This is a genomic window from Methylococcus capsulatus (assembly GCF_036864975.1).
In the GTDB taxonomy this organism is placed as follows: Bacteria; Pseudomonadota; Gammaproteobacteria; order Methylococcales; family Methylococcaceae; genus Methylococcus.
Genome location: NZ_CP104311.1, coordinates 1,090,883 through 1,114,335 on the forward strand (window position 1 = coordinate 1,090,883; position 23,453 = coordinate 1,114,335).

Annotated in this window: 21 protein-coding genes; 9 read left to right on the plus strand and 12 right to left on the minus strand. The window is 62.2% G+C overall.

Going from position 1 to position 23,453, the window contains the following annotated elements; genetic code table 11:
* The first annotated feature begins 50 nt into the window (after positions 1-50).
* Positions 51-1,193: a radical SAM family heme chaperone HemW gene (gene hemW, locus N4J17_RS05415; RefSeq protein WP_198322190.1), complete on the plus strand. Its 1,143-nt coding sequence runs from the start codon at positions 51-53 to the stop codon at positions 1,191-1,193.
* A 17-nt stretch (positions 1,194-1,210) separates the two neighbouring features.
* On the opposite strand, the gene N4J17_RS05420 is transcribed toward hemW, so the two are convergent.
* Positions 1,211-1,555, minus strand: a complete 345-nt coding sequence (locus N4J17_RS05420; RefSeq protein WP_198322189.1) for a phage holin family protein — start codon at positions 1,553-1,555, stop codon at positions 1,211-1,213.
* A 598-nt stretch (positions 1,556-2,153) separates the two neighbouring features.
* Between N4J17_RS05420 and N4J17_RS05425 the strand changes: the two genes are divergently transcribed.
* The 5 genes from N4J17_RS05425 to N4J17_RS05445 are packed head-to-tail and all read left to right on the plus strand — an operon-like array spanning position 2,154 to position 8,136.
* Positions 2,154-3,095, plus strand: a complete 942-nt coding sequence (locus tag N4J17_RS05425; RefSeq protein WP_198322188.1) for a DUF58 domain-containing protein — start codon at positions 2,154-2,156, stop codon at positions 3,093-3,095.
* Positions 3,096-3,099: 4 nt separating this feature from the next.
* Positions 3,100-3,576 (plus strand): DUF4381 domain-containing protein, encoded by a 477-nt coding sequence (locus N4J17_RS05430; RefSeq protein WP_198322187.1) that lies wholly within the window; start codon positions 3,100-3,102, stop codon positions 3,574-3,576.
* A gap of 11 nt (positions 3,577-3,587) precedes the next feature.
* Complete coding sequence (locus N4J17_RS05435) at positions 3,588-4,574, plus strand: vWA domain-containing protein (RefSeq protein ID WP_198322186.1); 987 nt, start codon at positions 3,588-3,590, stop codon at positions 4,572-4,574.
* Positions 4,571-6,379: a VWA domain-containing protein gene (locus N4J17_RS05440; RefSeq protein ID WP_198322185.1), complete on the plus strand. Its 1,809-nt coding sequence runs from the start codon at positions 4,571-4,573 to the stop codon at positions 6,377-6,379. The genes N4J17_RS05435 and N4J17_RS05440 overlap by 4 nt, the downstream gene beginning before the upstream one ends.
* A gap of 2 nt (positions 6,380-6,381) precedes the next feature.
* The gene (locus tag N4J17_RS05445; protein WP_198322184.1) at positions 6,382-8,136 is read left to right on the plus strand and encodes a BatD family protein; all 1,755 of its coding nucleotides are present in this window, start codon (positions 6,382-6,384) and stop codon (positions 8,134-8,136) included.
* Here the strand turns inward: N4J17_RS05445 and N4J17_RS05450 are convergent.
* Positions 8,133-8,333 carry a hypothetical protein gene (locus tag N4J17_RS05450; protein WP_198322183.1) on the minus strand — a complete coding sequence of 67 codons (201 nt, stop codon included), beginning with the start codon at positions 8,331-8,333 and terminating at the stop codon, positions 8,133-8,135. The two genes, N4J17_RS05445 and N4J17_RS05450, sit on opposite strands and share 4 nt — an antisense overlap.
* Positions 8,334-8,450: 117 nt before the next feature.
* Here N4J17_RS05450 and argS point away from each other — a divergent pair, with 117 nt between their 5' ends.
* A complete protein-coding gene (gene argS / locus N4J17_RS05455; RefSeq protein WP_198322182.1) occupies positions 8,451-10,211 on the plus strand; it encodes an arginine--tRNA ligase in 1,761 nt (586 codons plus the stop codon).
* 2 nt (positions 10,212-10,213) lie between these two features.
* Positions 10,214-10,855, plus strand: a complete 642-nt coding sequence (locus N4J17_RS05460; RefSeq protein ID WP_198322181.1) for an SPOR domain-containing protein — start codon at positions 10,214-10,216, stop codon at positions 10,853-10,855.
* A 7-nt stretch (positions 10,856-10,862) separates the two neighbouring features.
* Here N4J17_RS05460 and ppnN read toward each other — a convergent pair whose 3' ends face one another.
* The 5 genes from ppnN to N4J17_RS05485 form a co-directional block, all read right to left on the minus strand.
* The gene (ppnN, locus tag N4J17_RS05465; RefSeq protein ID WP_277458492.1) at positions 10,863-12,227 is read right to left on the minus strand and encodes a nucleotide 5'-monophosphate nucleosidase PpnN; all 1,365 of its coding nucleotides are present in this window, start codon (positions 12,225-12,227) and stop codon (positions 10,863-10,865) included.
* A 224-nt stretch (positions 12,228-12,451) separates the two neighbouring features.
* Positions 12,452-13,006 (minus strand): uracil-DNA glycosylase family protein, encoded by a 555-nt coding sequence (locus N4J17_RS05470; protein WP_198322227.1) that lies wholly within the window; start codon positions 13,004-13,006, stop codon positions 12,452-12,454.
* Between the two features lie 65 nt (positions 13,007-13,071).
* A complete protein-coding gene (gene mdoH / locus N4J17_RS05475) occupies positions 13,072-15,111 on the minus strand; it encodes a glucans biosynthesis glucosyltransferase MdoH (protein ID WP_198322180.1) in 2,040 nt (679 codons plus the stop codon).
* Positions 15,112-15,126: 15 nt separating this feature from the next.
* The gene (locus tag N4J17_RS05480) at positions 15,127-15,606 is read right to left on the minus strand and encodes a hypothetical protein (RefSeq protein WP_198322179.1); all 480 of its coding nucleotides are present in this window, start codon (positions 15,604-15,606) and stop codon (positions 15,127-15,129) included.
* The gene (locus tag N4J17_RS05485) at positions 15,603-17,189 is read right to left on the minus strand and encodes a glucan biosynthesis protein (RefSeq protein WP_232470297.1); all 1,587 of its coding nucleotides are present in this window, start codon (positions 17,187-17,189) and stop codon (positions 15,603-15,605) included. Before N4J17_RS05485 ends, N4J17_RS05480 begins: the two co-directional genes overlap by 4 nt.
* A 249-nt stretch (positions 17,190-17,438) precedes the next feature.
* Between N4J17_RS05485 and N4J17_RS05490 the strand changes: the two genes are divergently transcribed.
* Positions 17,439-17,966, plus strand: coding sequence for a SixA phosphatase family protein (locus tag N4J17_RS05490; protein WP_198322178.1), 528 nt, complete (start codon positions 17,439-17,441; stop codon positions 17,964-17,966).
* A gap of 13 nt (positions 17,967-17,979) precedes the next feature.
* On the opposite strand, the gene nadC is transcribed toward N4J17_RS05490, so the two are convergent.
* From nadC to phoB, 5 genes are all read right to left on the minus strand, one after another.
* Entirely contained in the window at positions 17,980-18,822 is an 843-nt protein-coding gene (nadC, locus tag N4J17_RS05495) for a carboxylating nicotinate-nucleotide diphosphorylase (RefSeq protein WP_198322177.1), read from the minus strand.
* A gap of 3 nt (positions 18,823-18,825) precedes the next feature.
* Entirely contained in the window at positions 18,826-19,977 is a 1,152-nt protein-coding gene (locus tag N4J17_RS05500; RefSeq protein WP_198322176.1) for a substrate-binding domain-containing protein, read from the minus strand.
* A gap of 172 nt (positions 19,978-20,149) precedes the next feature.
* Positions 20,150-21,196, minus strand: coding sequence for an OmpA family protein (locus N4J17_RS05505; protein ID WP_198322175.1), 1,047 nt, complete (start codon positions 21,194-21,196; stop codon positions 20,150-20,152).
* Between the two features lie 195 nt (positions 21,197-21,391).
* On the minus strand, positions 21,392-22,717 hold the full coding sequence (phoR, locus tag N4J17_RS05510) for a phosphate regulon sensor histidine kinase PhoR (protein WP_198322174.1): 1,326 nt from the start codon (positions 22,715-22,717) through the stop codon (positions 21,392-21,394).
* Between the two features lie 3 nt (positions 22,718-22,720).
* Entirely contained in the window at positions 22,721-23,419 is a 699-nt protein-coding gene (gene phoB, locus N4J17_RS05515; protein ID WP_198322173.1) for a phosphate regulon transcriptional regulator PhoB, read from the minus strand.
* Positions 23,420-23,453 lie beyond the last annotated feature (34 nt).

Here is a 23,453-nt window from a genome sequence, read left to right on the forward strand (position 1 = left end):
TACGAAAGTTTGTACGAAATGCAAGTCTGCCGGGACGCACGGCCCCACCCATGCTGAAACCGCCGCCATTGGGACTCTACGTCCACGTCCCCTGGTGCGTGCGCAAGTGTCCGTACTGCGACTTCAACTCCCACCGCCTCGAAAGAATCCTGCCGGAGCGCGATTATATCGCGGCCTTGTTGAACGATCTGGCGCTGGACGCGCCCAGGGTCAGGGGCCGCCGCATCGAGTCGGTCTTCATCGGTGGCGGCACGCCTAGCCTGCTGAGCGCCGAAGCCGTCGGCCTGCTGTTGGAGGGTGTCAGGTCGCGCACCGCCCTGGCCCGCGACGCCGAAATCACGCTCGAAGCCAACCCCGGCACGGCGGAAACCGCCAAATTCAAAGGCTTCCGCGAAGCCGGAGTCAACCGCCTGTCGCTCGGCGTGCAGAGCTTCGACGATGCCAAACTTACCGCTCTGGGCCGCATCCACGACGGCCGCGCCGCCGTCGAGGCAGCGGCGATGGCCCGCGAAGCCGGATTCATCAACGTCAACATTGATCTGATGTTCGGCCTGCCCGGACAGACCATCGCCGAGGCGAAACGGGACGTGGAAACGGCCATCGCCCAGCGACCGACCCATGTCTCCTATTACCAGCTCACGCTCGAACCCAACACATTGTTCCACCGCTTCCCGCCCGCATTGCCGGAAGCGGACGCGGTTTGGGACATCCAGCGCGCCGGCCAGGCCCTGCTGGCCAAAGCCGGCTACGACCATTATGAAATCTCGGCCTATGCCCGCGACGGCTTCTGCTGCCGCCACAACGTCAACTACTGGCGTTTCGGCGACTATCTGGGGCTGGGCGCCGGCGCCCATGGCAAGATCACCGACCTGGCGTCCGGTCGGATCACGCGCCTGTGGAAGACCCGCCATCCCGCGCGGTACCTGGAAACCCAGAAGCCGGGCGGCGAGCACGTCGTGGATGATGCGAGCCTGCCCTTCGAATTTTTGATGAACCAGCTACGGCTGAAGGAAGGTTTCGAACTCGCAAGCTTCACTGAAAGCACCGGACTGAACCCCTGCGCCCTGGAACCTGCCCTGTCGGAATGCCTGCAAGAAGGGCTTCTCGAACGCCATGGCGACGTGATCCGTTGTAGCAACCGCGGCTGGAATTTTTTGGACGACGTCCTGCAGCGCTTTCTTCCATCGGCCTGAGCCCAGGACGAAAGGGCTCAGACCGGCCCCAGGAGTGAAGCGACGCCCAGGTTGAGCAACGTGAGCAGGAGGCTTCCCAGCAAGGCCGGAGCGAAACCCTGCACCCGTATGCCCGGCACCAGCGCGGACACCAGCCATAGCATGAAGGCGTTGATCACCAGGAGGAACAGTCCGAAGCTCAGGATCGTGAGCGGCAGTGTCAAGAGCACCATGACCGGCCGCACGAAGGCGTTGACCAGGCCGAGCATGATCGCGCCCAGCACCGCCGGCCCCCAACCCTCCACCTCCACGCCCCGCACCAGATGGGCCACCACCAGCAGCAGCGCCGCCGTGAAGAAAAGATGCACCAGAAATAACACCATGGCCACCTCCGTCGGGTTGGGTCGTTTATGTCCATGCGGCCTCGCAGGAGACCGGTCGCAACAAGCGCTCCAACGGATCCGCCGCCCGCGGCCCGGCAAACAGATACCCTTGGAAATCATCACCGCCGATGGGGGTGAAGAGAGCGGGCTGTTGCGGAGTTTCCTCCCTTCTACGATGACCTTCAAGCCCAGCCACGCACCCCGCCTTTTCGTTTGTTTCCTTGCACCGCCGGTCTCTTGGCCTGGATGCGATAACCCCAAGGGAAGAACTGGCTGAACGATTCCATGAATGCCCGTCGTGGGCAGCTGCCGCCTTGTTGACATGATTCGTATCCTGTGTGACAACACCCGGGCCGCCCATGCATGCGATGATGGTCCAGATCGCACCTACCCTGCGTACCATTGGACGGTCACCCTACCCCTGGTCGAAACGCCGTAAAGAGCAGGGAACATCAATAGAGATGCTGCGGCTTTCACGGTGACCGGCAAAGCCATTTGACCCTGCCGCTCGGGAGCGCTTTAATTCCCTTCCATAAACGCATCGAGCCGCTGCCGAATCCCCTTCGCACCGCCTTCCGCCTCTGCTGTTCCGCACCCGATGAACCGTGTCCCCTCCCCGGCGGCCCCCGTCGCCGACCTGGTCCGCCCTTCACTGGCCGGACTGATCCGCCTGAATCATCCGGCCTCCGGCATCGGCCTGTACCGGATTGCGGCAAAGGCGGTAGAGAGCGGCGGCTACCTGTCACGCTTCAAGGCCCGCGGCATGGAATTCGCGGAATCCCGGCCCTATGTCCCGGGCGACGACGTCCGCAACCTGGACTGGCGGGTCACAGCACGCACCGGCCGGACCCACACCAAGCTGTTCCGGGAAGAGCGCGAACGGCCTGTGATGCTGTCGGTGGACTACCGTGCAGCGATGTGGTTCGCCACCCGCGGGGCATTCAAATCCGTGCGCGTCGCCCAGCTCGCCGCGCTCCTGGCCTGGAGCGCCAGTCACCATGGCGACCGGGTGGGCGGCCAGATTTTTTCTGAGCAAGCCTGCAGCGAATTCAGGCCCGAGCACGGCCAGCGGGGGGTGCTGCGCCTCATCCGGCAACTGGCGGAAGGCCAGGCCCCGGCGCTGCCGGTGGCGGAGTCCGAAGCCGTGCCGGCCACAGCCATGAAACGCCTGCAGCAGCACGTGAAGCCGGGAACCCTGGTGTTCGTGCTCAGCGATTTCCGTGGTTTCGACGCCACCGCGCAGACCGCCCTGGGCGCACTGGCGCGGCACTCCTCGGTGGTGCCGGTGTTCGTGTACGATCCGCTGGAGGCGGGATTGCCGAAATCCGGCTGTTTCCGGGTCAGCAACACCGTCCTGGAACTGGCGTTCGATGCCGGCCACCACAGCGCCCGGCGCTGGCACGAAAAGTTCGAAGCCCGGCGGGGCGCGCTGGAGCGTTTCGCCCGCAGCCGCGGCATGCGCTGGCTCGAATGTTCCACCACGGACGATCCGCTGGCTTTCCTGCAGCGGGCTCTGCGCGTCTCCTCGAAAACACGCTGAGGGCATGGAGCAGCAGCTCGATCTCCGTGACATCCATCTGCCGCCGCCGGTCGGCTGGTGGCCACCCGCGCCCGGCTGGTACCTGGCGCCGCTGCTCGTCATTGTGCTGGTTCTGCTCCTGTGGATCGTGTGGCGACGACTCATCCGCAATCCGCTCCGCAAAGCACTGCTGCGCGAACTGGCCGCGATCGAGTCTTCGGAGGTACTCGAACCGGCCGAGAAGATCGGGCGGGTGTCGGTCCTGCTGCGGCGCGCCTGCCTCACGCTCTATCCGCGCCAGGAGGTGGCGGGACTGACCGGCCAGAACTGGCTCGAACGGCTGGACTCCGTGTTGGGTGGCCGGCATTTCCGCGATGGCCCCGGCCGTTGCCTGATCGACGGTCCCTATCGCCCCGGCGGCGCGGCACAACTGGATGATCTGTTTGCCCTCTGCCGAACCTGGGCGCGCAAACTCCCCAGACCTCGGCACCACTCGCTCTGAGCTTCGCCGCCATGTTCGAATTCGCCTGGCCTCTGCTGTTTCTCATCCTGCCTCTGCCGCTCATCGTGCAGAGGTTCTGGCAACCCGCGCCACGCGGCGGCGGGACCGCGCTGCGGGTTGCTTTCGCCGGCGAGTTCGCCGATTTGGGAACCGCGGGGAGCGCGGTGCCGGGTAGCCGCGCGCCGCTGATTCTGGCCGCGGTGGGCTGGCTACTGCTGGTGGCCGCCGCCGCCCGGCCGCAGTGGCTGGGCGAACCGATCGAGCAAACCGTGAGTGGACGCGACCTGATGCTGGCGGTGGACTTGTCGGGCAGCATGGACATCGAGGACTTCGTAGTCGACCGCGAGGTCTCCAACCGGCTCGAGGCGGTCAAGCGGGTCGCGAGCGCTTTCATCGAGCGCCGCAGCGGCGATCGGATCGGCCTGATCCTGTTTGGCGAACAGGCCTATCTCCAGGTGCCGCTCACCTTCGACCGCAAGACCGTCGAGAAACTGCTCAACGAGGCGGTGATCGGCCTGGCCGGCGACAAGACCGCGATCGGCGATGCCATCGGCCTGGCGATCAAGCGCCTGCGCGACAATCCGGCCGGCCAGCGGGTATTGATTCTGCTCAGCGACGGTGCCAACACTGCTGGCCAGGTTCAGCCGCTGCAGGCTGCCGAACTGGCGGCGCGGGAAGGGCTCAAGATCTACACCATCGGCGTCGGTGCAGACGAAATGACCGTGCACGACTTTTTCGGCACCCGCCGGGTCAATCCGTCCGAGGATCTGGACGAGGCCACGATGACCGCCATCGCGGAAAAGACGGGGGGACGCTATTTCCGCGCCCGCAACACCGAAGAACTGGATCAGATTTACGCTCTGCTCGACCGGCTCGAGCCCGCCTCGCGTGATGCCCAGTATTTCCGACCCCGCGACGAACTCTATCCCTGGCCGCTGGGACTGGCGCTGTTGGCTGGCGGGGGCGCCCTGTGGCTGCGTAGGAAGGACGCCGCATGATGGAGTTTCATTTCCTCCGCCCTCTGTGGCTGGCGGCCTGGATTCCCCTGCTGCTGGCGCTCGGCTATTGGCACCGCCGCCGGCAGGGGGAGGGCGACTGGGCCAAAATTTGCGACGCAGGTCTACTGCCGCATCTGTTGACCGGCGCACCGGGGCGAGACGGCAAACTGTCATGGTGGCTCGGCGCGATCGTCGGCATCCTGGCAATCCTGGCCGCGGCGGGCCCCACCTGGGAGCGCCAGCCGATGCCGGTCTTCCGGAACCAGTCGGCACTGGTGATCACGCTGGAGCTGTCCCCGGCCGTGGATGCGGCGGACCTTCAGCCCTCGCGCCTCATCCGGCTACGCTATGCGGTCACCGACCTGCTGAAACACCGCAAGGACGGCCAGACGGCACTGGTCGTGTACGGCGGTGATGCTTTCACGGTCACACCACTGACCGACGACGTCGACACCATCGACGCCCAGCTCCCGGCCCTAAGTTCCGACCTGGTGCCGGCCACCGGCCACGACATCGGGCGGGCTCTGGCACTGGCTGCGCAGCTCATGCGCGACGGCGGCTTTGGCCAGGGGGACATCCTGCTGGCCGCGGTGCAGGCGGACCCGGCGGCCGTGGACCTGGCAGCGAAACTGCACGGCGAAGGCTTCCGGATTTCGGTACTGGGGGTCGGTACCGAAGCGGGCGCCCCCATACCGCTGCGAAACGGCGGCTTCCGCAAGGGGGCCAGCGGCGAAATCGAACTGTCGCGCCTGGAGGCACCTGCGTTGCGCGAACTGGCCCGGCAGGGCGGCGGACGTTACCTCGAATTGAACGCCGGCGCCGCGGCCACCAATGCCCTCACCTCCTTCTTCGAGCAAAGCGCCCGCCGCAACGAGGACATGGAGGCCGCCATGAAGCTGGAACGGTGGGAAGACCGCGGTCCCTGGCTGCTGCTGCTGATCCTTCCTTTGGCGGCAATGGGCTTCCGCCGCGGCTGGCTGGCCGTGCTGGTGTTCGCTTTGCCTTGGCCGCACCCCGCCCAGGCGCTGGACTGGCGAGATCTCTGGAAGAGACCGGACCAGCGGGCCGCGGAAGCCTTCGAAGCCGGGCGCTTCGACCAGGCGGCCGCCGGCTTTCACGACCCGGCCTGGAAAAGCGCGGCCGAGTACCGCGCCGGCAACTACGAGGAAGCGGCACATGCGCTGGAAGGCCTGGACAGTGCCGACGCCGCTTACAACCGGGGCAATGCCCTGGCGAAATCGGGCAGACTCGAGGAGGCATTGGAAGCCTACAAACAGGCCGAACGGCTCGCCCCCGACGACGAAGACATTCGCCACAACCGTGAAGTGATCGAACAGGCGCTAAAGCAACGGCAGCAGCAGAAACAGCAGCAATCCGGTTACCGCGACCAGGAGCAGGAACCCAACGATCGCCAGCAACAGGACCCCAACGACGGCGGCAAAGATTCCCAGGAACAAAAACCCGATCCGGACCCGTCTCGGCAACAATCCGGCGCGGACGAAAGGCCGCCCAGGCAACGACCCGGCCAGGAAAACGGGGCACAGAAGACTCAGAAGACTCAGGAGCCGGAGGGACCGGACCCGAGCCAATCCCCCTCGCCCGCCCCCCAGGCCAACGAGCTACCGGGACAAGACCAAGAAACCCAGGAGGAGCCTATGCAGCAAGCCGAATCCTGGTCCGAACACGAAAAGGAGCAGGCCACCGAACAATGGCTCAAGCGCATCCCGGACGACCCCGGCGGCCTGCTGAGACGCAAATTCCTCTACCAGTACCGGCAGCGCCAGCAGGGCACGGGAGGGCAGTGAGCATGGCGAAACGATGCCTGCTGGCAGGGAGCCCGGTCATCCTCGGGCTAATGCTGTGGCTGGGCTTGAGCGGCGTCATCCTGGCGGCGGAGATTACCGTCACTGCCGACCGCGATCCGGTACCGGTCAGCGAATCCTTCAACCTCACTTTCAACACCGGAGAATCCCCTGACGATGAGCCGGACTTCACGCCGCTGAACCGGGATTTCCGAGTGCTGAGCCAAAGCCAGAACAGCCAGATCTCGTTGGTCAACGGCAAGCTCAGCCGCACCTTCGAATGGACCGTCTCGGTCGTCGCCAAACAGGCCGGCAAGCTGACCGTGCCGCCCATCGCTTTCGGCGCCGACCGCTCCAGGCCCTTGACAGTGACGGTCACGGATCGGCCGGCGCCGGGACAGCCACGCAGTTCAGGCGATGACGACGCGCTGCTGATCGAAGTCGATGCCTCGCCGAGAAACCCTTACGTCCAGGCCCAGGCGATCTACACGGTGCGGGTACTTTACCGGACCAATCTAGGGCGGGCCCATTTGAGTCCCCTGGAGATTCCCGATGCGCTGATCCAGCAGCTGGGAGACAAACGTAATTACTCGACGGAACGCAATGGCAATACCTACTCAGCGACCGAAATCCGCTATGCGATCTTTCCGCAGAAGAGCGGCGCCTTGCTCATCCCACCGTTGACCCTGGACGCCGAAGTGCAAGCCGGCGGACGGAGTGGCTTCAATCCATTCTTCGGCCGACCGATGAAGACCGTCAGCCTGCTATCCGAGGCCATCGAGCTGCAGGTACGGCCCGCGCCCGCCGCATTTTCCAGCAGACACTGGCTGCCTGCGGAAAACGTGACGCTGGAGGAAACTTTTTCGCCCGACGCCGGCCGGGTCGAGACCGGTCAGCCGCTCACCCGCACCCTAACGCTCAAGGCGCAAGGGACAACCGTAGGAGTGCTACCCGAACTGGGTCTAGCAGGACTACCGGCGGAAATCAGGCGCTATCCCGATCAGCCAGCTCTAGACGAGCAGCGGCAGGGTACCGGCCTCGTCAGCACCCGCCAGGAAAAGACCGCCCTGATCCCCGACAAACCGGGCCATTACACCCTCCCCGCGATCGAGGTGCCGTGGTGGAACATCAGGACCGAAAAAATGGAAGTCGCACGTCTTCCCGAACGCGAGATCGAAGTCACGGCCGGTGCCGTGGCGCCGGTTCCACCGGTCCCGACTGCCACACCCGCAACCGCGAAGGAGGCGGAAATTACCGCCTCCGTATCCGCCCACGTCGGCGGTGCAAAAAGCGGCATGGCGGAATCGCCGCTGTGGTTCTGGCTCAGCCTGTCGTGCGCGGGAGGATGGCTGATCACGGCTGGCTTGTGGTGGCAAACGGCCCGGCGGAGCCGGAAGCAGATCGCAAAAAATCCGCCCGAATCCCGGAAACCTTCCGTCAAACAGCCCATGCGCGAACTGAAGGAGGCCTGTGCCGCCAACGATCCGGACCGGGCCCGCAAGGCCCTGCTCGAGTGGGCCGAGCAGAGCTGGCCGGACTGCGGAACATCGCTGGAAGGGATCGCCGGACGCGCCGAAGGTGAGCTCAAGAACGCCGTCCAGGCGCTCAGCCGGGCGCTTTACGGGCATCCCCGCACGGAATGGAAAGGCGCCGCCTTGTGGGACGCGATCGTCACTACCGATCTCGGCAAAGGCAGAGCGGAGAACCGCGGTGTGGCCCCGATCGCCTCCCTGCATCCGCCGGCCCAGGCCAAGTCCTAGAGCGGCGCGCGGCCACTGAATGTCCTGTCGATGATCCAGTAGATCGCATGGGTCAGAAGGAAACCCAGCATAAACCCGCCGATGAAAAACTCCGAAGCATGATGGCCGAAATGCTCCCCGAGCGATTTGCCGACGAGGAAACCGACGAGCAGGGCCAGCCCCACGCGGAGGCGATGAAAAATATCCCGTGTGGTCATGACGATTGATTTGTCTCCAATGGCGAAAGGCGCGCCCGTCGCATTGGGCAGCAGGCATGCCTTTATAGGATAATAATTCCTTTTTTCACCATTTTCCCTTTTTCCGGCTCCCCGTTCATGAAAAAGCGTCTGGAAATCCTGCTCCGCAGCGCGCTGGAGCGACTCAAAACAGCCGGCGACCTCCCGGCCGACCAGGAAGTACCGCTTCAGATCGAACGCACCCGCGATCCGGCGCATGGCGATTTCGCGGCCAACACCGCCCTGCTGCTGGCCAAAACCGCTCGCTGCAATCCGCGTCAGTTGGCAGAAAAAATCCGCGCCGCGCTGCCCGAGGACCCGGCGGTCGTCCGCACCGAAATCGCCGGCCCCGGCTTCATTAATTTCTTCCTGGACCGTACCGCCCAGCACCGGGTCATCGCCGAGGTCCACGCCCAAGGTCCCGGCTTCGGCCGCAGCAGCATCGGAGGGGGGCGACGGGTACAGGTCGAATTCGTATCCGCCAATCCCACCGGTCCGCTCCACGTCGGCCATGGCCGCGGCGCCGCCTATGGTGCCGTCGTTGCCGACCTGCTCGAAGCGGCGGGTTTCGACGTACACCGGGAATACTACGTCAATGACGCCGGCCGGCAGATGGACATCCTGGCCGCCAGTGTCTGGCTGCGCTACCTGGAAGACTGCGGAGAGGTGCTGCCGTTTCCAGCCAATGGCTACCGCGGCGAATACGTCCGCGACATCGCGTCCGATCTTCACCGCACCCAGGGCGAGCGTTATCGAGCTTCCGCTGACGCGGTTCTCACGGGACTGCCGCCAGATGAGCTTCAGGGAGGCGACAAGGAGGAATACATCGACGCCGTGGTGCGCAAGGCGAAAAACATCCTCGGCCCCGAGCGTTACCGCGAAGTGTTCACCGCCGGCCTCGACAGCATCCTGGACGACATACGCGACGATCTGGGCGAATTCGGCACCCATTATCAGGAATGGTTCTCCGAACTGAGCCTCACCGAAACCGGAGCCGTGGAACGGGCCTTGGAAAAGCTCAAAGCATCGGGCTACGTCTATGAGAAGGACGGGGCGCAGTGGTTCGCCTCCACCCGGCTGGGCGACGAGAAAGACCGGGTACTGGTGCGAGAGAACGGCCAGACCACTTATTTCGCCTCCGACGTCGCCTATCACCTGAACAAGCTGGAGCGCGGCTTCGACCGTATCGTCAACGTGTGGGGCGCCGATCACCACGGCTATATCCCCCGCGTCAAGGCCGCCATCCAGGCCCTGGGGGGCGATGCCAGCAAACTGGAAGTGCTGCTGGTACAGTTCGCCGTGCTGTACCGGGGTGCGGAGCGGGTGCAGATGTCTACCCGCTCCGGCGAGTTCGTGACCCTCCGCCAGCTCCGCAACGAGGTAGGCAAGGATGCGGCACGCTTCTTCTATGTGATGCGCAAATCCGACCAGCACATGGACTTCGATCTCAAGCTAGCCACCTCGCGAACCAATGAAAATCCCGTGTACTACGTGCAGTATGCCCATGCCAGGGTATGCAGCGTGTTCCGCCAACTCGACGAAAAAGGCTGGGCACGGGATCTGGGGCGCGGGATGCGTCATCTGGAAAGACTCTGCGAACCGTATGAACTCACGCTGGTGGCCAGTCTCTCGCGCTACCCGGAAGTCGTGGAGCAGGCGGCGCTGCAATACGCCCCGCATCACCTGGTGCACTACCTGCGCGATCTCGCCGCGGAATTCCACGGCTACTATAATAGTTGCCAGTTCCTGGTCGAGGACGGCGACCTGCGGGATGCCCGTCTGAATCTGATCGATGCCGTACGGCAGGTCATCGCCAACGGTCTCGGCTTGCTGGGCGTGTCCGCCCCCGAAACCATGTAGCAATGCCTAAGGATTACAAACACAGGATTCCCGCCTATCGCCGGGCACGGCATCGCCGCAAGCGGGGCTGGCTGGCGCTGGGCATCACTGCGGTATGCCTCGCAGCCGGAGGGGGAGCCTATGTCATCCTTTCCCAACAGGCCGAAACGGCCACGGCAACCCCTCCGCTGCAAACCAAACCCAATCCGGCGCCAGCCGGACCCACGGGAACCGAGACCGAAGCCAGAAGCCTGGAGACGCCCCTCCCCACGGCCGGCAACAAAGTCACCCACCCACGCTTCACCTTTTACAAGATTCTGTCGGAAAAGGAAGAAATCATCCCGGAAGCTGAGATCCGGACCATCAAGCGCGAGGAGGAACAGGGCAAGTCGCCACCGGGCGGCGGCTACATCGTCCAGGCGGGATCCTACCGCTCGCGGTCCGATGCCGAAAAAATACGCTCAGAGCTGGTCAAGCTCGGCGTCAAAGCCCGGCTGGAAAGGGTAAAAATAGAAAACGTCGAATGGTTCCGCGTCAAGATCGGACCCTATGGCAGCCTGGCCGAAGCCGATCGCCTGCGCTCGATCCTCAAGAAAAACGGCATCGACAGCGTGGTGCAGAAAATGACGCCCCGCCACTCCCCCCCTCCTGCCGCGAAACGTTGAACCGGCTTCAGGCGACCAGCCGGTAACAGGGTTCGTATTTCGTCCCCGGCAGCTTCATCCGTTTCTGCGCCACGAAGGTCGCGAGCAGTTCGTCCAGTGGATCGAGAATCGAACGCTCGCCGCGGATCTCGAACAGACCTTCTTGCTCGATCCGGCGGATGCCATCCGCCTTGACGTTCCCCGCGACGATACCGGAAAAAGCCCGCCGCAGATTCGCCGCCAGAGCATGAGGAGGCTGGTTTCGGTGTAGGGCAAGGCCGGCCATGTTTTCATGACTCGGCACGAAAGGTGTCTGAAAGTCCGGTTCAATGTGGAGCAGCCAGTTGTAGTAATAAGCGTCATCATGATGGCGCCGGAACTGCCGCACCAGCTCGATGCCCTCCTTCATCTGTCGGGCGACCTGCGCCGGGTCGCCGATCACGATCTCATAACGCTTCCGGGCTTCCTGCCCCAAGGTCGCCCCGATGAAGCGATCGATCTGTTCGAAATAGCCGGCGCTCTGGCGGGGACCGGTGAAGACCAGGGGAAACGGCAGATATTTGTTTTCCGGATGCATCAGGATGCCGAGCAGGTGCAAAATTTCCTCCGCCGTACCTACGCCGCCCGGGAACACCACGATGCCATGGCCCGTCCGGACAAAGGCCTCCAGGCGCTTTTCGATGTCGGGCATGATGACCAGTTCGTTGACGATCGGATTGGGCGGCTCAGCGGCGATGATGCCGGGTTCGCTGATGCCGAGATAGCGCGGCCTTCGGATACGCTGCTTGGCGTGGGCGATGGTGGCACCCTTCATCGGCCCTTTCATCGCACCCGGTCCACAGCCGGTGCACACGTCCAATCCCCGAAGCCCCAGTTCGTGACCGACTTCCTTGGTGTACTCGTACTCGCCGCGGTCGATGGAATGACCGCCCCAGCACACCACCATGTTCGGCGGCACGTCGGGGATCAGGCCGTTGGCGTTACGGAGGATATGGAACACCGCATCGGTGATGTGCCGCGATTGTGACAGATCGAATTTCGGATCGCCGACGATCTCGAAGCGGGTATACACGATGTCCCTCAGCACCGAAAACAGATGCTCGCGTATCCCGCGTATCATTTCACCATCCACGAAAGCACTCTGCGGCGGATCGATGAGTTGCAGGCGCACGCCGCGCGCCGTGGGAAGAACGCGGATGTCGAAATTGCGGTACTTCTCGAACACCTCCCTGCTGTCATCGACCTGGCCGCCACAGTTCAACACAGCGAGCGAACAATTGCGGAACAGTTCGTGGAGAGTGCTCTCACTGCTATCGAGCAGCTTCCCGACTTCGAGTTTGGAAAGAACTTCGAGACTGCCTTCCGGGCTGACCTGGACATTCATGGCTGACATGGGCTCACAGGGCGGATAACCTGTGGATAACTTTGTGGGAAAAATATGGGATATGGCTGGATCGCTTCGCCAACTGCCGCAGCATCCGCGTCCCCCGCCTCAAAATCCTTATAAAATTGCTTTTGATACATAGAGTTGGCGCACAATCTTCGGCATAGGCCACAGACCTTCAACAAACCTGGGCTAGCCGTGCGATTGTGCACAACTCGCAAATGAATGCCCAATCAGGGTGCGGTCAAATCACACAGAGAATGCCACGCAGGATGGCTGTGAATGAGCGCCAGCGCCTGCGCGAGCAGACTCTTGCCCGGCTCGCGCCGATGCCACGTAGATGCACCGGATGGGTGCGGCAGCGGAATCAGATCCGCTCCCACCCCTCCGAGTTCGACGCGGTGCCGCTTCCCGACGATGTCGCAGAGCTGCCCGAACGCCAGAAACCGGCTCGCCGCGAGCTTTCCCACCGGAATGATCAAGGCCGGTTTGAGCAGATCAAGTTCGGTGTGCAGCCAGACCGAACACCGTTCGATCTCCTGCGGATCCGGGACGCGGTCTCCGCCCTTGGGGTTCTTACCGGGAAAACAGCGACATACCGCAGCCATGTAGACCCGCTCCCGGAAGGTTTCCTCCTCCAGACCGATACTCGCGAACCAGCGGAACATCGTCTTGCCCGCCGTCCAGGCGAACGGCTTGCCCAGCACCCCTTCTCTTGCGCCAGGCGCCTGTCCCACCAGGTACACCGGAGAGACGACCGGCTGACCCACGACCACCGGCGGCACCATGTCCGGGCAACGGTTGCACCGCCGCAACTCGGATTGATGCCGCTCTATCGCTTGCGTGACGTGCGTCAATGGCTATCGCCCCGGCTCCAAGCGAGGGTGTGCAGCCGCATCAAGGTATCCGGATCGGAAATCAGGCTGCGCTTCTCTGCGCTGGAAAGTGTTTCCGGGCCTTCCTCCACCAATTGATACATCAGTGCATGCAGCTGGTGGCGCAGGCGCTTTTTCGGCAGCCGCTGCGGAAGCAATGCCGCATGCAGCGCACAGGCGGCAGGATCAACGATCTTGCCGTAGGCGCTTTCTTCCGCGCCGGAATCGCGCTCGAGATTCTGATGCAGGAGTTCGATCACGCGGGGAGCCCTGGCTTCCTCCGGCGTCAAAAACAGCCCGAGCCGGCGGGCGAGGAGACCCAACCCGGCGCTACTGGAAATCATGGAAGTCGGGATGGCGAAAACTAGACCAGCGAGGACCGGCGTGAACCACCAGAAAAAGCTGGGCACATAGTAATAGCTGAGGGCACCGGCGATGATGCCGACCAATGTCTGTCCACCGTGGGCCAGAAGCGCTTCTTTGAAGCTCAAGCCGTGCGCATCGCGTTGTTGAGGTGGCCAGCCCACACTCTTCCTTGCCAGAATGGAGATGACGAATTTGCTCTGGTAAAGCATCAGCACCGGCGCGGTGAAAATCGAGAACACGCTTTCGAAAAGCACGCTGAGCGTCACCCGGAAAACCCCGCCGAACGCCTCGAGTTTACGGCGGTTGCGTGTGAAAAGCAGGATGAGGCTCCACAGTTTGGGCAAAAACAGCATGGCCAGGGTGACGAGGAGGACTGTCGTCATTTCGACGGTGTAGGACTCCGGCCAGACCGGGAAGATGTTGTCGCCGAAAAAGTACACCGGCAGAGTCTGGCTTTGTACATAGGCCTCGAAGCCGGTGATGAGCAGAAACAGCAGCCATAGCGGGGACGATAGGTAAGACATGATGCCCATGACCAAATGCAGCCGGCTGATGCCGGAGAGGCCACGGGCGAACACCATCCGGACATGCTGGAGATTGCCCTGACACCAGCGCCTGTCCCGTTTGGCATAGTCGATCAGGGTTGGCGGCAGCTCTTCGTAGCTGCCGGAAAGCTCGTAGGCCAGCCACACTTCCCAGCCTGCTTCCCGCAGCAGGGCAGCCTCGACGAAATCGTGGCTGAGGATTTCGCCACCGAAGGGCTCACGTCCCGGCAGCTTGGGCAGACCACAATGTTTCACGAATGGCTGCACGCGGATGATGGCATTATGGCCCCAGTAATTGCTGTCGGCGAGCTGCCAGTACGATGACCCGGCGGTGAAGATGTCCGAATACAGGCTGCTGGCGAACTGCAGGATCCGTGCGAACAGCGACTTCTGATTGACCGGGAGCGGCGGGGACTGGATCAACGCGACGTTGGGATGCGCCTCCATCAGATCGACCATCCGCACCAGCGTCTCGCCGCTCATGAGGCTGTCGGCATCAAGCACGATCATGTAACGATAGCGGTTGCCCCAGCGATGGCAGAACTCCTCGATGTTGCCACTCTTGCGGGCGATGTTCTTTTCACGATTGCGGTAGAAGATGCGCCCGTGACCCTCGAACTCCTCGCACAGCCGGTACCAGCGGGTTTCCTCCTGAAGCCAGATCTCCGGATCACGGGTATCGCTGAGGATGAACAGTTCGAATCCCTCGGAACGCCCGGTTTCCAACAGCGATTGCCAGATCGCTGCCAGGCCGGAAAACACCCGGTGCGGGTCTTCATTGTAGATCGGCATGACGATGGCCGTCCGCAGCGGCGTCGCCGCCGGTTCCAGCGATGCCATCGGCGGCAAACGGCTGATCGACTTGCTGTCGCCGCCGAACAGCAGAACCAGAAAGCCGATCGTCGCGGTCCAGAATGACGTGCTGATCCACAGTATGAGCAGGCTATAGAGCAGCAGCAGCACCAATTCCTGGGGTGTCAGGCCGTTCTGCTGGAAGGCGCTGGTGATCATGAACATGGCGGCGACGGTAGTCAGTGCCACCAGGGTCAGGAACACGGTTCGACGGAACAGCCTGGGCCGGCGGGGCATCGGCGAATGAACGGCCATGCGGGTCTTGATGAATCAGACGGATTTGAAAAGAAAGAAGCGCAGCTTCTGCGGATGCATTGCCACCGGCGCCTCGGGCGGCTGGGGCCGGGGGAGGTGCTTGTACAGAAGCGATGCCAGTACCGAGTTGGCAGAGGCATTCAGGTAGAACTCGTCGGCACCGACCCCCAAGTCTCCCAGCAGCAAGGCTGCGCGCGCACCCGCGATCAGCGACGGCTCGCGGCTGGCATTCACGCCCAGCGCCCGCGCCAGCGCCTGATCCAAGCTCCACTGGGCTTCCTCGATGGCGCGCCGCGACAGCTCAGCAGAGTCGAGTTTGGCGACCCGCCGACGCGCCCGCTCCACGCATTCCGAAGCCAGCCTCTCGATGAGAGCAGGGTCCCGGAACCGAAGGCGCCGGAGATAGGATTTGACGGTTTCCCCGACTTCGGAAGCCCGATGCGCGGCCGTTGCCGCCGCCATGGCCGCGGCAACGGCCGCCGGCTCGGCGCTCATTGGGCACTCCACTGATATAGCCAGGTCTCGGTGAGCACATCCTTACCCGCGCGCAGCACCGCGCGCAATTCGACCGGGTCCTTGTCCTTCTCGGGCTCCAATTCGAAACTCAGGCGCCAGGCTCCGGTCTCGGTGTTCTTGTGGACCACGGTGTCCCGGATCAAGCCTGAAGAAGTGCCGACATCCGCTTCGATCTTCGCGTCTTCGCCGTACAGTTTCAGGGTCTCGCTGGCGAAATCGACCACGAACTTGCGCCTGCCGGCTTCCTGGGCATTGGTGCCGCCCGCGCCGATCCGGGTCGCCTGGACCTTCCCGGATCGCGGCGCCATCAGCTCGTCGGAAGTAAAATGAAGCCGGTACGAGAAGGTCATTTCCTTTCCCACATCGGCCGGCTGATCCGGCACCCAGAACGCAACGATATTGTCATATTTTTCCGCATCACTTGGAATCTCGATGAGATAAACCGCACCGGGACCCCAATCGCCCACGGCTTCGACCCAGGAAGTGGGCCGGCGATGATAATTCGCCTCCAGATCCTGGTAATGATCGAATCCGCGGTCGCGCTGAAGCAGGCCGAACCCGGTGAGCTTCTCGTCCCGGAACACGCTGATCCGCAGATGGCGTGGGTTGTTCAGTGGACGCCAGATCCACTCACCGTTGCTGCGCGAGATCAGCAGACCGTCCGAATCGTGAACTTCGGGGCGGAAATCGTCCGCGAAACGGTCGGTGTTCTCGCCATGGAAGAACATGCTGGTCAGCGGCGCTATCCCCAGACGCTCGATCTTGCGGCGGAAATAGAGATGATGGGTCACGTCCAAGGTGGTATCCAGCCCCGGCCGCAACACGAAGCGATAGGCGCCGGTGACGCTGGGGCTGTCCATGAGCGCGTGGATGACCAGTTCGGATCCGCCCGGCGGCGGTTTTTCGATCCAGAACTCCCGGAAAACCGGAAACTCTTCCGCCTTGGTGAGCCCGGTGTCGACCGCGAGGCCCCGGGCCGAAAGACCATACGTCTGGCCCAGACCCACCGCGCGGAAATAGCTGGCACCCAGAAAGACGGCGGCCTCGTCGAAAACGTCGTTGCGGCGCAAGGGATAATGGAACCGAACACCGGCAAACCCGAGGTCGGCATCGAGGGGCGCCGGCACCGGGTTCTTGCCGAAGTCGAACAATTCCGGCGAATACGCCAGGCGGGTCGCTTCGCCGTTGCTGACCACGTTGATCACGACCCGGTCCTTGAACATGAATCCCCGATGGAACAACTGGACCTGGAATGGCAGCCCCTCCTCACGCCACAGCGCCTTGTCGGCTTTGAAGCGGATATCGCGGTATTGATCGTAATCCAGTTTGCTGAGGAATTCCGGCACGCCGCCGTCATCACGGACATAAGGCCGTGCCGCCAGGGCACGGGCCCGCCGTTCGACCAAATCGAAACCGAAAGGTCCGTCTTCCTCTGCGGGCGGCGGCTGGGGGATGGAACTCGGAAGCGGCACCGGGGCGGGCTGTCTCGCCGGGCCGGCGTGTGCAAAACCGCCGGCCCATGCCAGGCACAGATACAGGAGCATCCCAGTGCGTCTGTTCAATGGAATCGTTCTCGCCAAGAGAGTTGCAAAAAAGAGTTGCAAAAAAAAGTCTGAGTGCCGGCAGGCCGCCGGAGGGAGAGCTACGGATATGGCGACGCCCGTCAGAGCGCCCGGCGCATCATCATCACCGACGGCATTAGACACAAAAATGCTCACGCATTGGCATATTTTGCCGTTCATAGTATACAACGGGGCTTCAATTACCTGAACTTGAACCCCAACCAGCCATCAGGAGAGAGGAAAAAGCTTTTGAAAGAACTGCTATTGATCCGCCATGCGAAATCCGCCTGGGACGACGCATCGCTCAGTGACCGCGACCGCCCGCTCAACGAGCGCGGAAAACGCGACGCTCCCTTCATGGGGAGCCTGCTGCGGTTCAGAGGCGTGGAACCCGATTACATGGTGTCCAGCCCCGCCCGACGGGCGCGGAAAACCGCCCGGCTGATCGCCAGTGAAGTCGGCTACGACAAAGATGCCATCGTCATCGCGGACGAACTCTATCTCGGCGGGAGGCGGGCCATCGTGAGGCTGGTCCAGGCCCTGGACGACAAAAACGGGCGGGTTTACATGATCGGCCACAATCCCGACCTGTCAGAAGCCGCTTCCTGCCTGAGCGGCGAAAGTTTGGGAGAGATGCCCACCTGCGGTATCGTGGCGATCGAATTCCCGGTCGACCGTTGGTCGCATGTCATGGAAGGGGCGGGACGGCTGAAATTCTTCGACTATCCCAAAAAGCATCTCACACCGTCTCCCGCGACGGATGTCCCCGGTACCTGAGCCTCGAGACACCTCACCCGGGAACGGCGATACGCAGGGACAGATCGATGGCGCGGAGGTGCTTGGTCAATCCCCCCACCGAAATGAAATCGACGCCGGTTTCCGCCACGGCGCGAATACTGTCCAGATCGATGTTGCCGGACACTTCCAGTTCGGCACGGCCAGCGGCGACCGCGACCGCTTTGCTCAAAGCATCCAATTCGAAGTTGTCCAGCATGATCCGGTCGGCGCCGGCGGCCAAGGCCTGTTCGAGTTCCAGAAAGTTTTCCACCTCGACCTCGATCATGACGTCAGGATGCAGTCGTCGCGCCACCGCCACCGCCTCACCGATGGAGCCGGCGGCGGCGATGTGGTTTTCCTTGATGAGCATAGCGTCGTAGAGACCGGCGCGGTGATTGTGACAGCCGCCGCACCGCACGGCATACTTCTGGGCCAGGCGCAGGCCGGGAAGGGTTTTCCGGGTATCGAGGACCTTCACCCGCGTGCCGGCGACGGCCCGGGCGTACAGTCGGGCCACGGTCGCGGTGCCAGACAGGGTCTGAAGCAGGTTGAGCGCCGTGCGTTCACCACTGAGCAATGCCCTGGCGTTCCCTTCGATGTCACACAGGCGGTCGCCGGCGGAAGCTTCCGCGCCTTCCTCCACCGACCAGAAAATCCTCACAGCGGGGTCGAGCCGCTGGAACACGGCCTCGAACCACGCTTGCCCGCACAAGACCATGGGCTCACGGGTAATGACCTCGGCCCTGGCCGAAGCTGACGCCGGAACGATATCGGCCGTCAGATCGCCAGAGCCGAGGTCTTCCGAGAGATAACGCTCGATGTCGTCGAGGTTCAGCTCGACGGGACGCCGGTTCACCGCCTACCCGTGCGTCTTCCTGGACTCCTTGCTCTTGGCGGATTTGGCCTTGCCGGCCGGCTTGCTTTCCTTGTTTCCGGCTTTCTTTCCGTTCTTGACTGCCGGAGGTTCCGCCAAGGCCACGATTCCTTTCAACTTCTCCAGCTCGGTCTTACGCTCGGCGGATGGCATCGGGATCAAACCGTCGGCGATGAGATAACCCTCGTCTCCCCAGGCCTTATCGCTAGTGAATTCCTTGAGATAGGCCTCCATGCCCGGTGCAAGGCCTAAATGCGCCTGTTTGATATACATGTAAAGGGGCCGCCCCACTGGATAGCGCTGGGATTTGACGGATTCATAGGTCGGCTCGATGCCTTCGATGGAAGCCGCGACCAGCTCGGAGCCGTGCTTGGCCAGGACGCCGAAATCGACGATGCCCAGCCCCTGGCCTGCTTCCACATGATCGATGATGCTGCTTTCCGGCTCACTCTCATAAACACCATCTTCGCGGATGGTCTGACAGAGTTTCTTGAACCTGGTCTCGTTGGCCAGCATCATCTGCTTCATCGCCGGAAAACTCGCGCAGCCCGCTTCGAGCACGTCCTCGGCAAAAGTATCACGGCTTCCAGAACTCAAAGGCGGTCCCCAGACCACGATGGGCAGATCTGGCAAGGCGGGATTGACTTCGCTCCATTTCTTATATGGGTTCGGTACCAGCCGATCGCAGGACCCACTGCACCTGGGATCCGGGACCGTCTTGGCCAAGGCCAGGTAGAGGTCGCGGTTGGTCAGATTCAAAGGCTTGTCTTTACGCGACTGCGCGATGACGATGCCGTCATAGCCGATCTTCAATTCGGTGATTTCGTTCACACCGTTGAGCCCGCATTCATCCCGCTCGACCTTTTTCATCATTCGGGACGCAAGCACGATGTCGGGATAGTTCCGACCCGTCCCTTCACAGAACAGCTTGATGCCACCGCCGGTGCCGGTGGATTCGACTTTCGGCTTGCGTACTTTACCCGAAGCCGACACATGGTCGGCCACGGCGCTGGCCAAGGGGAAAATCGTCGACGAGCCCGCGATCAAGAGATAAGGGCGTCCGAATTCCGCTTGCGCCGTTGCGGCATTAAAAAACAAGACTGAAGCGGCGGCGTATGCCGGAAATCTACTTAGCACCAAATATCCCTCGTGAATTGGTTGGACAAACAGCAATGGCGTTTCCCGGAAAGCAGGAATCGGCAAGCCGATTGTACTTCTTCGGTGCCCGCCGAAAAAAGCAAACCCGCGGGAAGGCGGGTCTGCGGGTCAGGCTAGGCAGTGGGGAAAGCCGGCCGAAGCCGGCCCCGCATCAGTCGCCCATCCAGATCAGTTCCACACGGCGGTTCTTCTCGCGATCCGCCTCGCTATGCTCCGGAACCAGCGGGTATTCCTCGCCGTAGCCCTTCGGGTAAAGCTGGTTGGTCACACCTTTGGCCTTCAGATAGTCAGCCACCGAATGCGCACGACGAATCGACAGGCGCATGTTGTACTCGTTGGTACCCTCGGTGCTGGTATGACCGGCGACCTCGATGTCGCGCTTCTCCGGGAACACGATCAGGTTTTCCGCCGTCTCGTCCAGGATGCGCTTGGCGCTGTCGGTCAGCTCGGCCGAATCGTACTTGAAGTTGACGCCATGCAGCTCGATACGGATCAAGCAGCCATCGCTGTCGACCTTCGCGCCCTTCATCGTGCCGGGGCATTTGTCGAGGCAGTCGTTCACACCGTCGCCGTCGGAGTCACGCGACTCACAGGTATCCTGGGCAACCTGAGCAACCGGAGCCGCTGCGTGGGGCTTCTCGCCGAACGGGACCATGAAGCCGACGTTCAATACCAGACCGTGCTGATCCCCGGGACCATTATTGTCCGCCAGCACATTGGCACGGTAGCGAAGGTCACCGCGGAGCAGGAAGTTGTCGTTCAACTCGTAGTTTGCACCGAACCCGGCTTCGCCCAGGAAGCGTGTAGAACGCTGATTCCCGTTAGGACCCCAGGTCGCGCCACCAGCAGCGATGACCGCATACGGCTGAAACGCGTCCCGCATGAAGTAATACTGGACGTCGACCACACCGCCGTACAGGTCCGCGTTACGGTTGTCCGGCCCTCCAACATTGGCCGTGTTGCCTTCGTAATGATTCCACAACGGCCGTACTTCGACGTTGAAATATTCATTGATGATCTTGCCGATGCCAAGACCTGCACCCCAGCCTTGTTGAAGGATGCCTGGACTACGGCCCGTATAGGTGTACTCGGCGACCGGTGCGATATACCAGCGGTCATCCATGAAAGTCTCTTCGGCCTGTACCGAAGCGGTCGCCGCGGCCACCATGCCCAGCGCTAACAGTGTGCGTTTAACCATACCCCGTCTCCTTAGCAAAAATGCAACAAATCACGCGTGATAAAACAACAGGCCCAATAGTAAAACAGCCTTACACGCGAGTGCAACCACAATCCCACCCCTTCTATAGAATTTTCTTGACAGGTGGATTTGAACCCGATTCAGCCGGTTTCAGTGCAAAATGACAAAAAGGGGTGGCGGAATGGAGTTTGCCGGTTACGCCGGCGACTCCGGTTTCCCCCCATCCGTGCCGGGCACGACGCGGTTCGGCGGGAACAGACAGGTGAAACGGCTGCCTCTGCCCAGCTCACTCGCGATGAGCAATTCGGCATCATGCCGCGACATGACGTGCTTGACGATGGCCAGGCCCAGGCCGGTGCCCGATTTGTTCCGGCAGCCTTCGATTTCCACCCGATAGAAACGTTCGGTGAGACGGGGAATATGCTCTTTCGGAATCCCCGGACCGGTATCCTCGACATCCAGCCGGGCAGCCCCCGATTCATCCTGGGACCAGCGCACCGTCACGATATCGGTCGGCCTGCTGTACTTGATCGCGTTGGAAATGAGATTGGCGAACGCACTGTGCAGATCGGTTTCGTTGCCCAGTAAGGACACCTGGGACTCGAGCATCAGCCGCACGGGCGTGTGGTCGCCCACCTGGACCACGTCGGCTTCCTTGCACAGCCGCTCCAACAGATCCGGAACCCGAACCACGGTCGCCGGTTTGAGCGGTCCCGATTCCAACCGTGTGAGGGACAACAGATTGTCGACCAGGCTCTGCATCCGGCCGGTTTGCTCCACCATGCGCTGGACCATCTTTCGGTAGGCGGACGCGGGGAGATCTTGTCCGCCCTCGCTCAGTGTTTCCATGTACCCCTTCAAAACCGTCAAAGGCGTGCGGAGCTCATGAGAAACGTTCGCCACGAAATCGCTGCGCACCCGCTCCATGAAACGAAGCTGAGTGACATCCTGGGCGATTAGCAGCCTGGAGTCATCGCCATAGGGGACGATCCGGATTTCCAGCTGCATCGCTTCGTCCATCGGCGATGGGATGCTGACGGTCGCGTTATTCCTGGAATTCTTCAGGTGTTCGGCGAACTTTGGATAGCGCACCAGATTACCGATGTTCTGGCCGAGATCGCTCTTACGCAGGCCGAGGAGCCGGCAGGCGGATTCATTGAACCAGTCGATTTCGTCCCGCGCGCCTAGCACTACCGTGGCATCCGGCAAGGCGGAAGTGGCCGTCCGGAATCGTTCCAGCATGCGGATGAGCTGCTTCTTGCGCCGTTTGTTGCGGCGGCGCAGCTTGTAGATCAGGTAATAGATTTCTTCCCAGATTCCGCTACCGGCGGGGATACGCCCGCTTCGCCCGCCCCGCATCCAGACATACAGGCGGTTGGCATGGACCAGGTGATGAAGCAGGTATAATGCCGTGCCGAGCCACAGGGCGAGACCGATGTCTTCGACGATAAGGCCCGTAACGACCGCGACCAGCACCACCCAGGATATCGTGAATAATTCAGAAGCCCAGGCCCGAAGCATGCGTCAGTCCGGCCGCGTGGAGAACCGATAGCCGAATCCGCGGACGGTCTGGATCATGTCTTCCCGGTTGTGTTCGGAAAGTATCTTGCGCAGCCTGCGAATATGGACATCGACAGTGCGCTCTTCGATATAGGCACTGCGACCCCACACCTGATCAAGCAGCTGAGCCCGGCTGTATACCTTGCTCGGATGGGTCAGGAAAAACTCCATCAACCGGTACTCCGTCGGGCTGAGGTTCACCGACTCCTCGTCGATGCTGACCCTGTGTTCATCGGTTTCCAGCAGAATGCCGCCGATCTCGATCCGCCCATCCAGCTTGGCCTGCCGGTTGCTTCGCCGCAGAACCGCCCGGATGCGCGCGATCAGTTCCCGTGGCGAAAAGGGCTTGGTCACATAGTCGTCGGCACCCACGTCGAGTCCTCTGATCTTGTCCTCCTCCTCGCCCCGGGCCGTCACCAGGATGAGCGGGATGTCGCCGTACTTCTCGTCCTTCTTCAGGCGACGCGCCCATTCGACGCCGCTGACCCCGGGCAACATCCAGTCCAGCAGGATCAGATCGGGTTCCTGTTCGTCCATCCGGGTCAATGCCTGCTGGACATCCCCCGCGGTGTACACTGCAAAATCCGCCTGTTCGAGGACCAGGCTCAGCATCTCCCGGATGGCTTCCTCATCTTCCACTACCAGCACGTTGATATCGGACATTCTTCGGATTCCAGCGTTAAAAAACCGCGTCTAA

Excerpts from the sequence above, each read along its gene's own strand:
- hemW (WP_198322190.1), top strand. The coding sequence starts at position 51 with ATGCTGAAACCGCCGCCATTGGGACTCTACGTCCACGTCCCCTGGTGC.
- N4J17_RS05420 (WP_198322189.1), bottom strand. The coding sequence starts at position 1,555 with ATGGTGTTATTTCTGGTGCATCTTTTCTTCACGGCGGCGCTGCTGCTG.
- N4J17_RS05425 (WP_198322188.1), top strand. The coding sequence starts at position 2,154 with ATGAACCGTGTCCCCTCCCCGGCGGCCCCCGTCGCCGACCTGGTCCGC.
- N4J17_RS05430 (WP_198322187.1), top strand. The coding sequence starts at position 3,100 with ATGGAGCAGCAGCTCGATCTCCGTGACATCCATCTGCCGCCGCCGGTC.
- N4J17_RS05435 (WP_198322186.1), top strand. The coding sequence starts at position 3,588 with ATGTTCGAATTCGCCTGGCCTCTGCTGTTTCTCATCCTGCCTCTGCCG.
- N4J17_RS05440 (WP_198322185.1), top strand. The coding sequence starts at position 4,571 with ATGATGGAGTTTCATTTCCTCCGCCCTCTGTGGCTGGCGGCCTGGATT.
- N4J17_RS05445 (WP_198322184.1), top strand. The coding sequence starts at position 6,382 with ATGGCGAAACGATGCCTGCTGGCAGGGAGCCCGGTCATCCTCGGGCTA.
- N4J17_RS05450 (WP_198322183.1), bottom strand. The coding sequence starts at position 8,333 with ATGACCACACGGGATATTTTTCATCGCCTCCGCGTGGGGCTGGCCCTG.
- argS (WP_198322182.1), top strand. The coding sequence starts at position 8,451 with ATGAAAAAGCGTCTGGAAATCCTGCTCCGCAGCGCGCTGGAGCGACTC.
- N4J17_RS05460 (WP_198322181.1), top strand. The coding sequence starts at position 10,214 with ATGCCTAAGGATTACAAACACAGGATTCCCGCCTATCGCCGGGCACGG.
- ppnN (WP_277458492.1), bottom strand. The coding sequence starts at position 12,227 with ATGTCAGCCATGAATGTCCAGGTCAGCCCGGAAGGCAGTCTCGAAGTT.
- N4J17_RS05470 (WP_198322227.1), bottom strand. The coding sequence starts at position 13,006 with ATGGTGCCGCCGGTGGTCGTGGGTCAGCCGGTCGTCTCTCCGGTGTAC.
- mdoH (WP_198322180.1), bottom strand. The coding sequence starts at position 15,111 with ATGGCCGTTCATTCGCCGATGCCCCGCCGGCCCAGGCTGTTCCGTCGA.
- N4J17_RS05480 (WP_198322179.1), bottom strand. The coding sequence starts at position 15,606 with ATGAGCGCCGAGCCGGCGGCCGTTGCCGCGGCCATGGCGGCGGCAACG.
- N4J17_RS05505 (WP_198322175.1), bottom strand. The coding sequence starts at position 21,196 with ATGGTTAAACGCACACTGTTAGCGCTGGGCATGGTGGCCGCGGCGACC.
- phoR (WP_198322174.1), bottom strand. The coding sequence starts at position 22,717 with ATGCTTCGGGCCTGGGCTTCTGAATTATTCACGATATCCTGGGTGGTG.
- phoB (WP_198322173.1), bottom strand. The coding sequence starts at position 23,419 with ATGTCCGATATCAACGTGCTGGTAGTGGAAGATGAGGAAGCCATCCGG.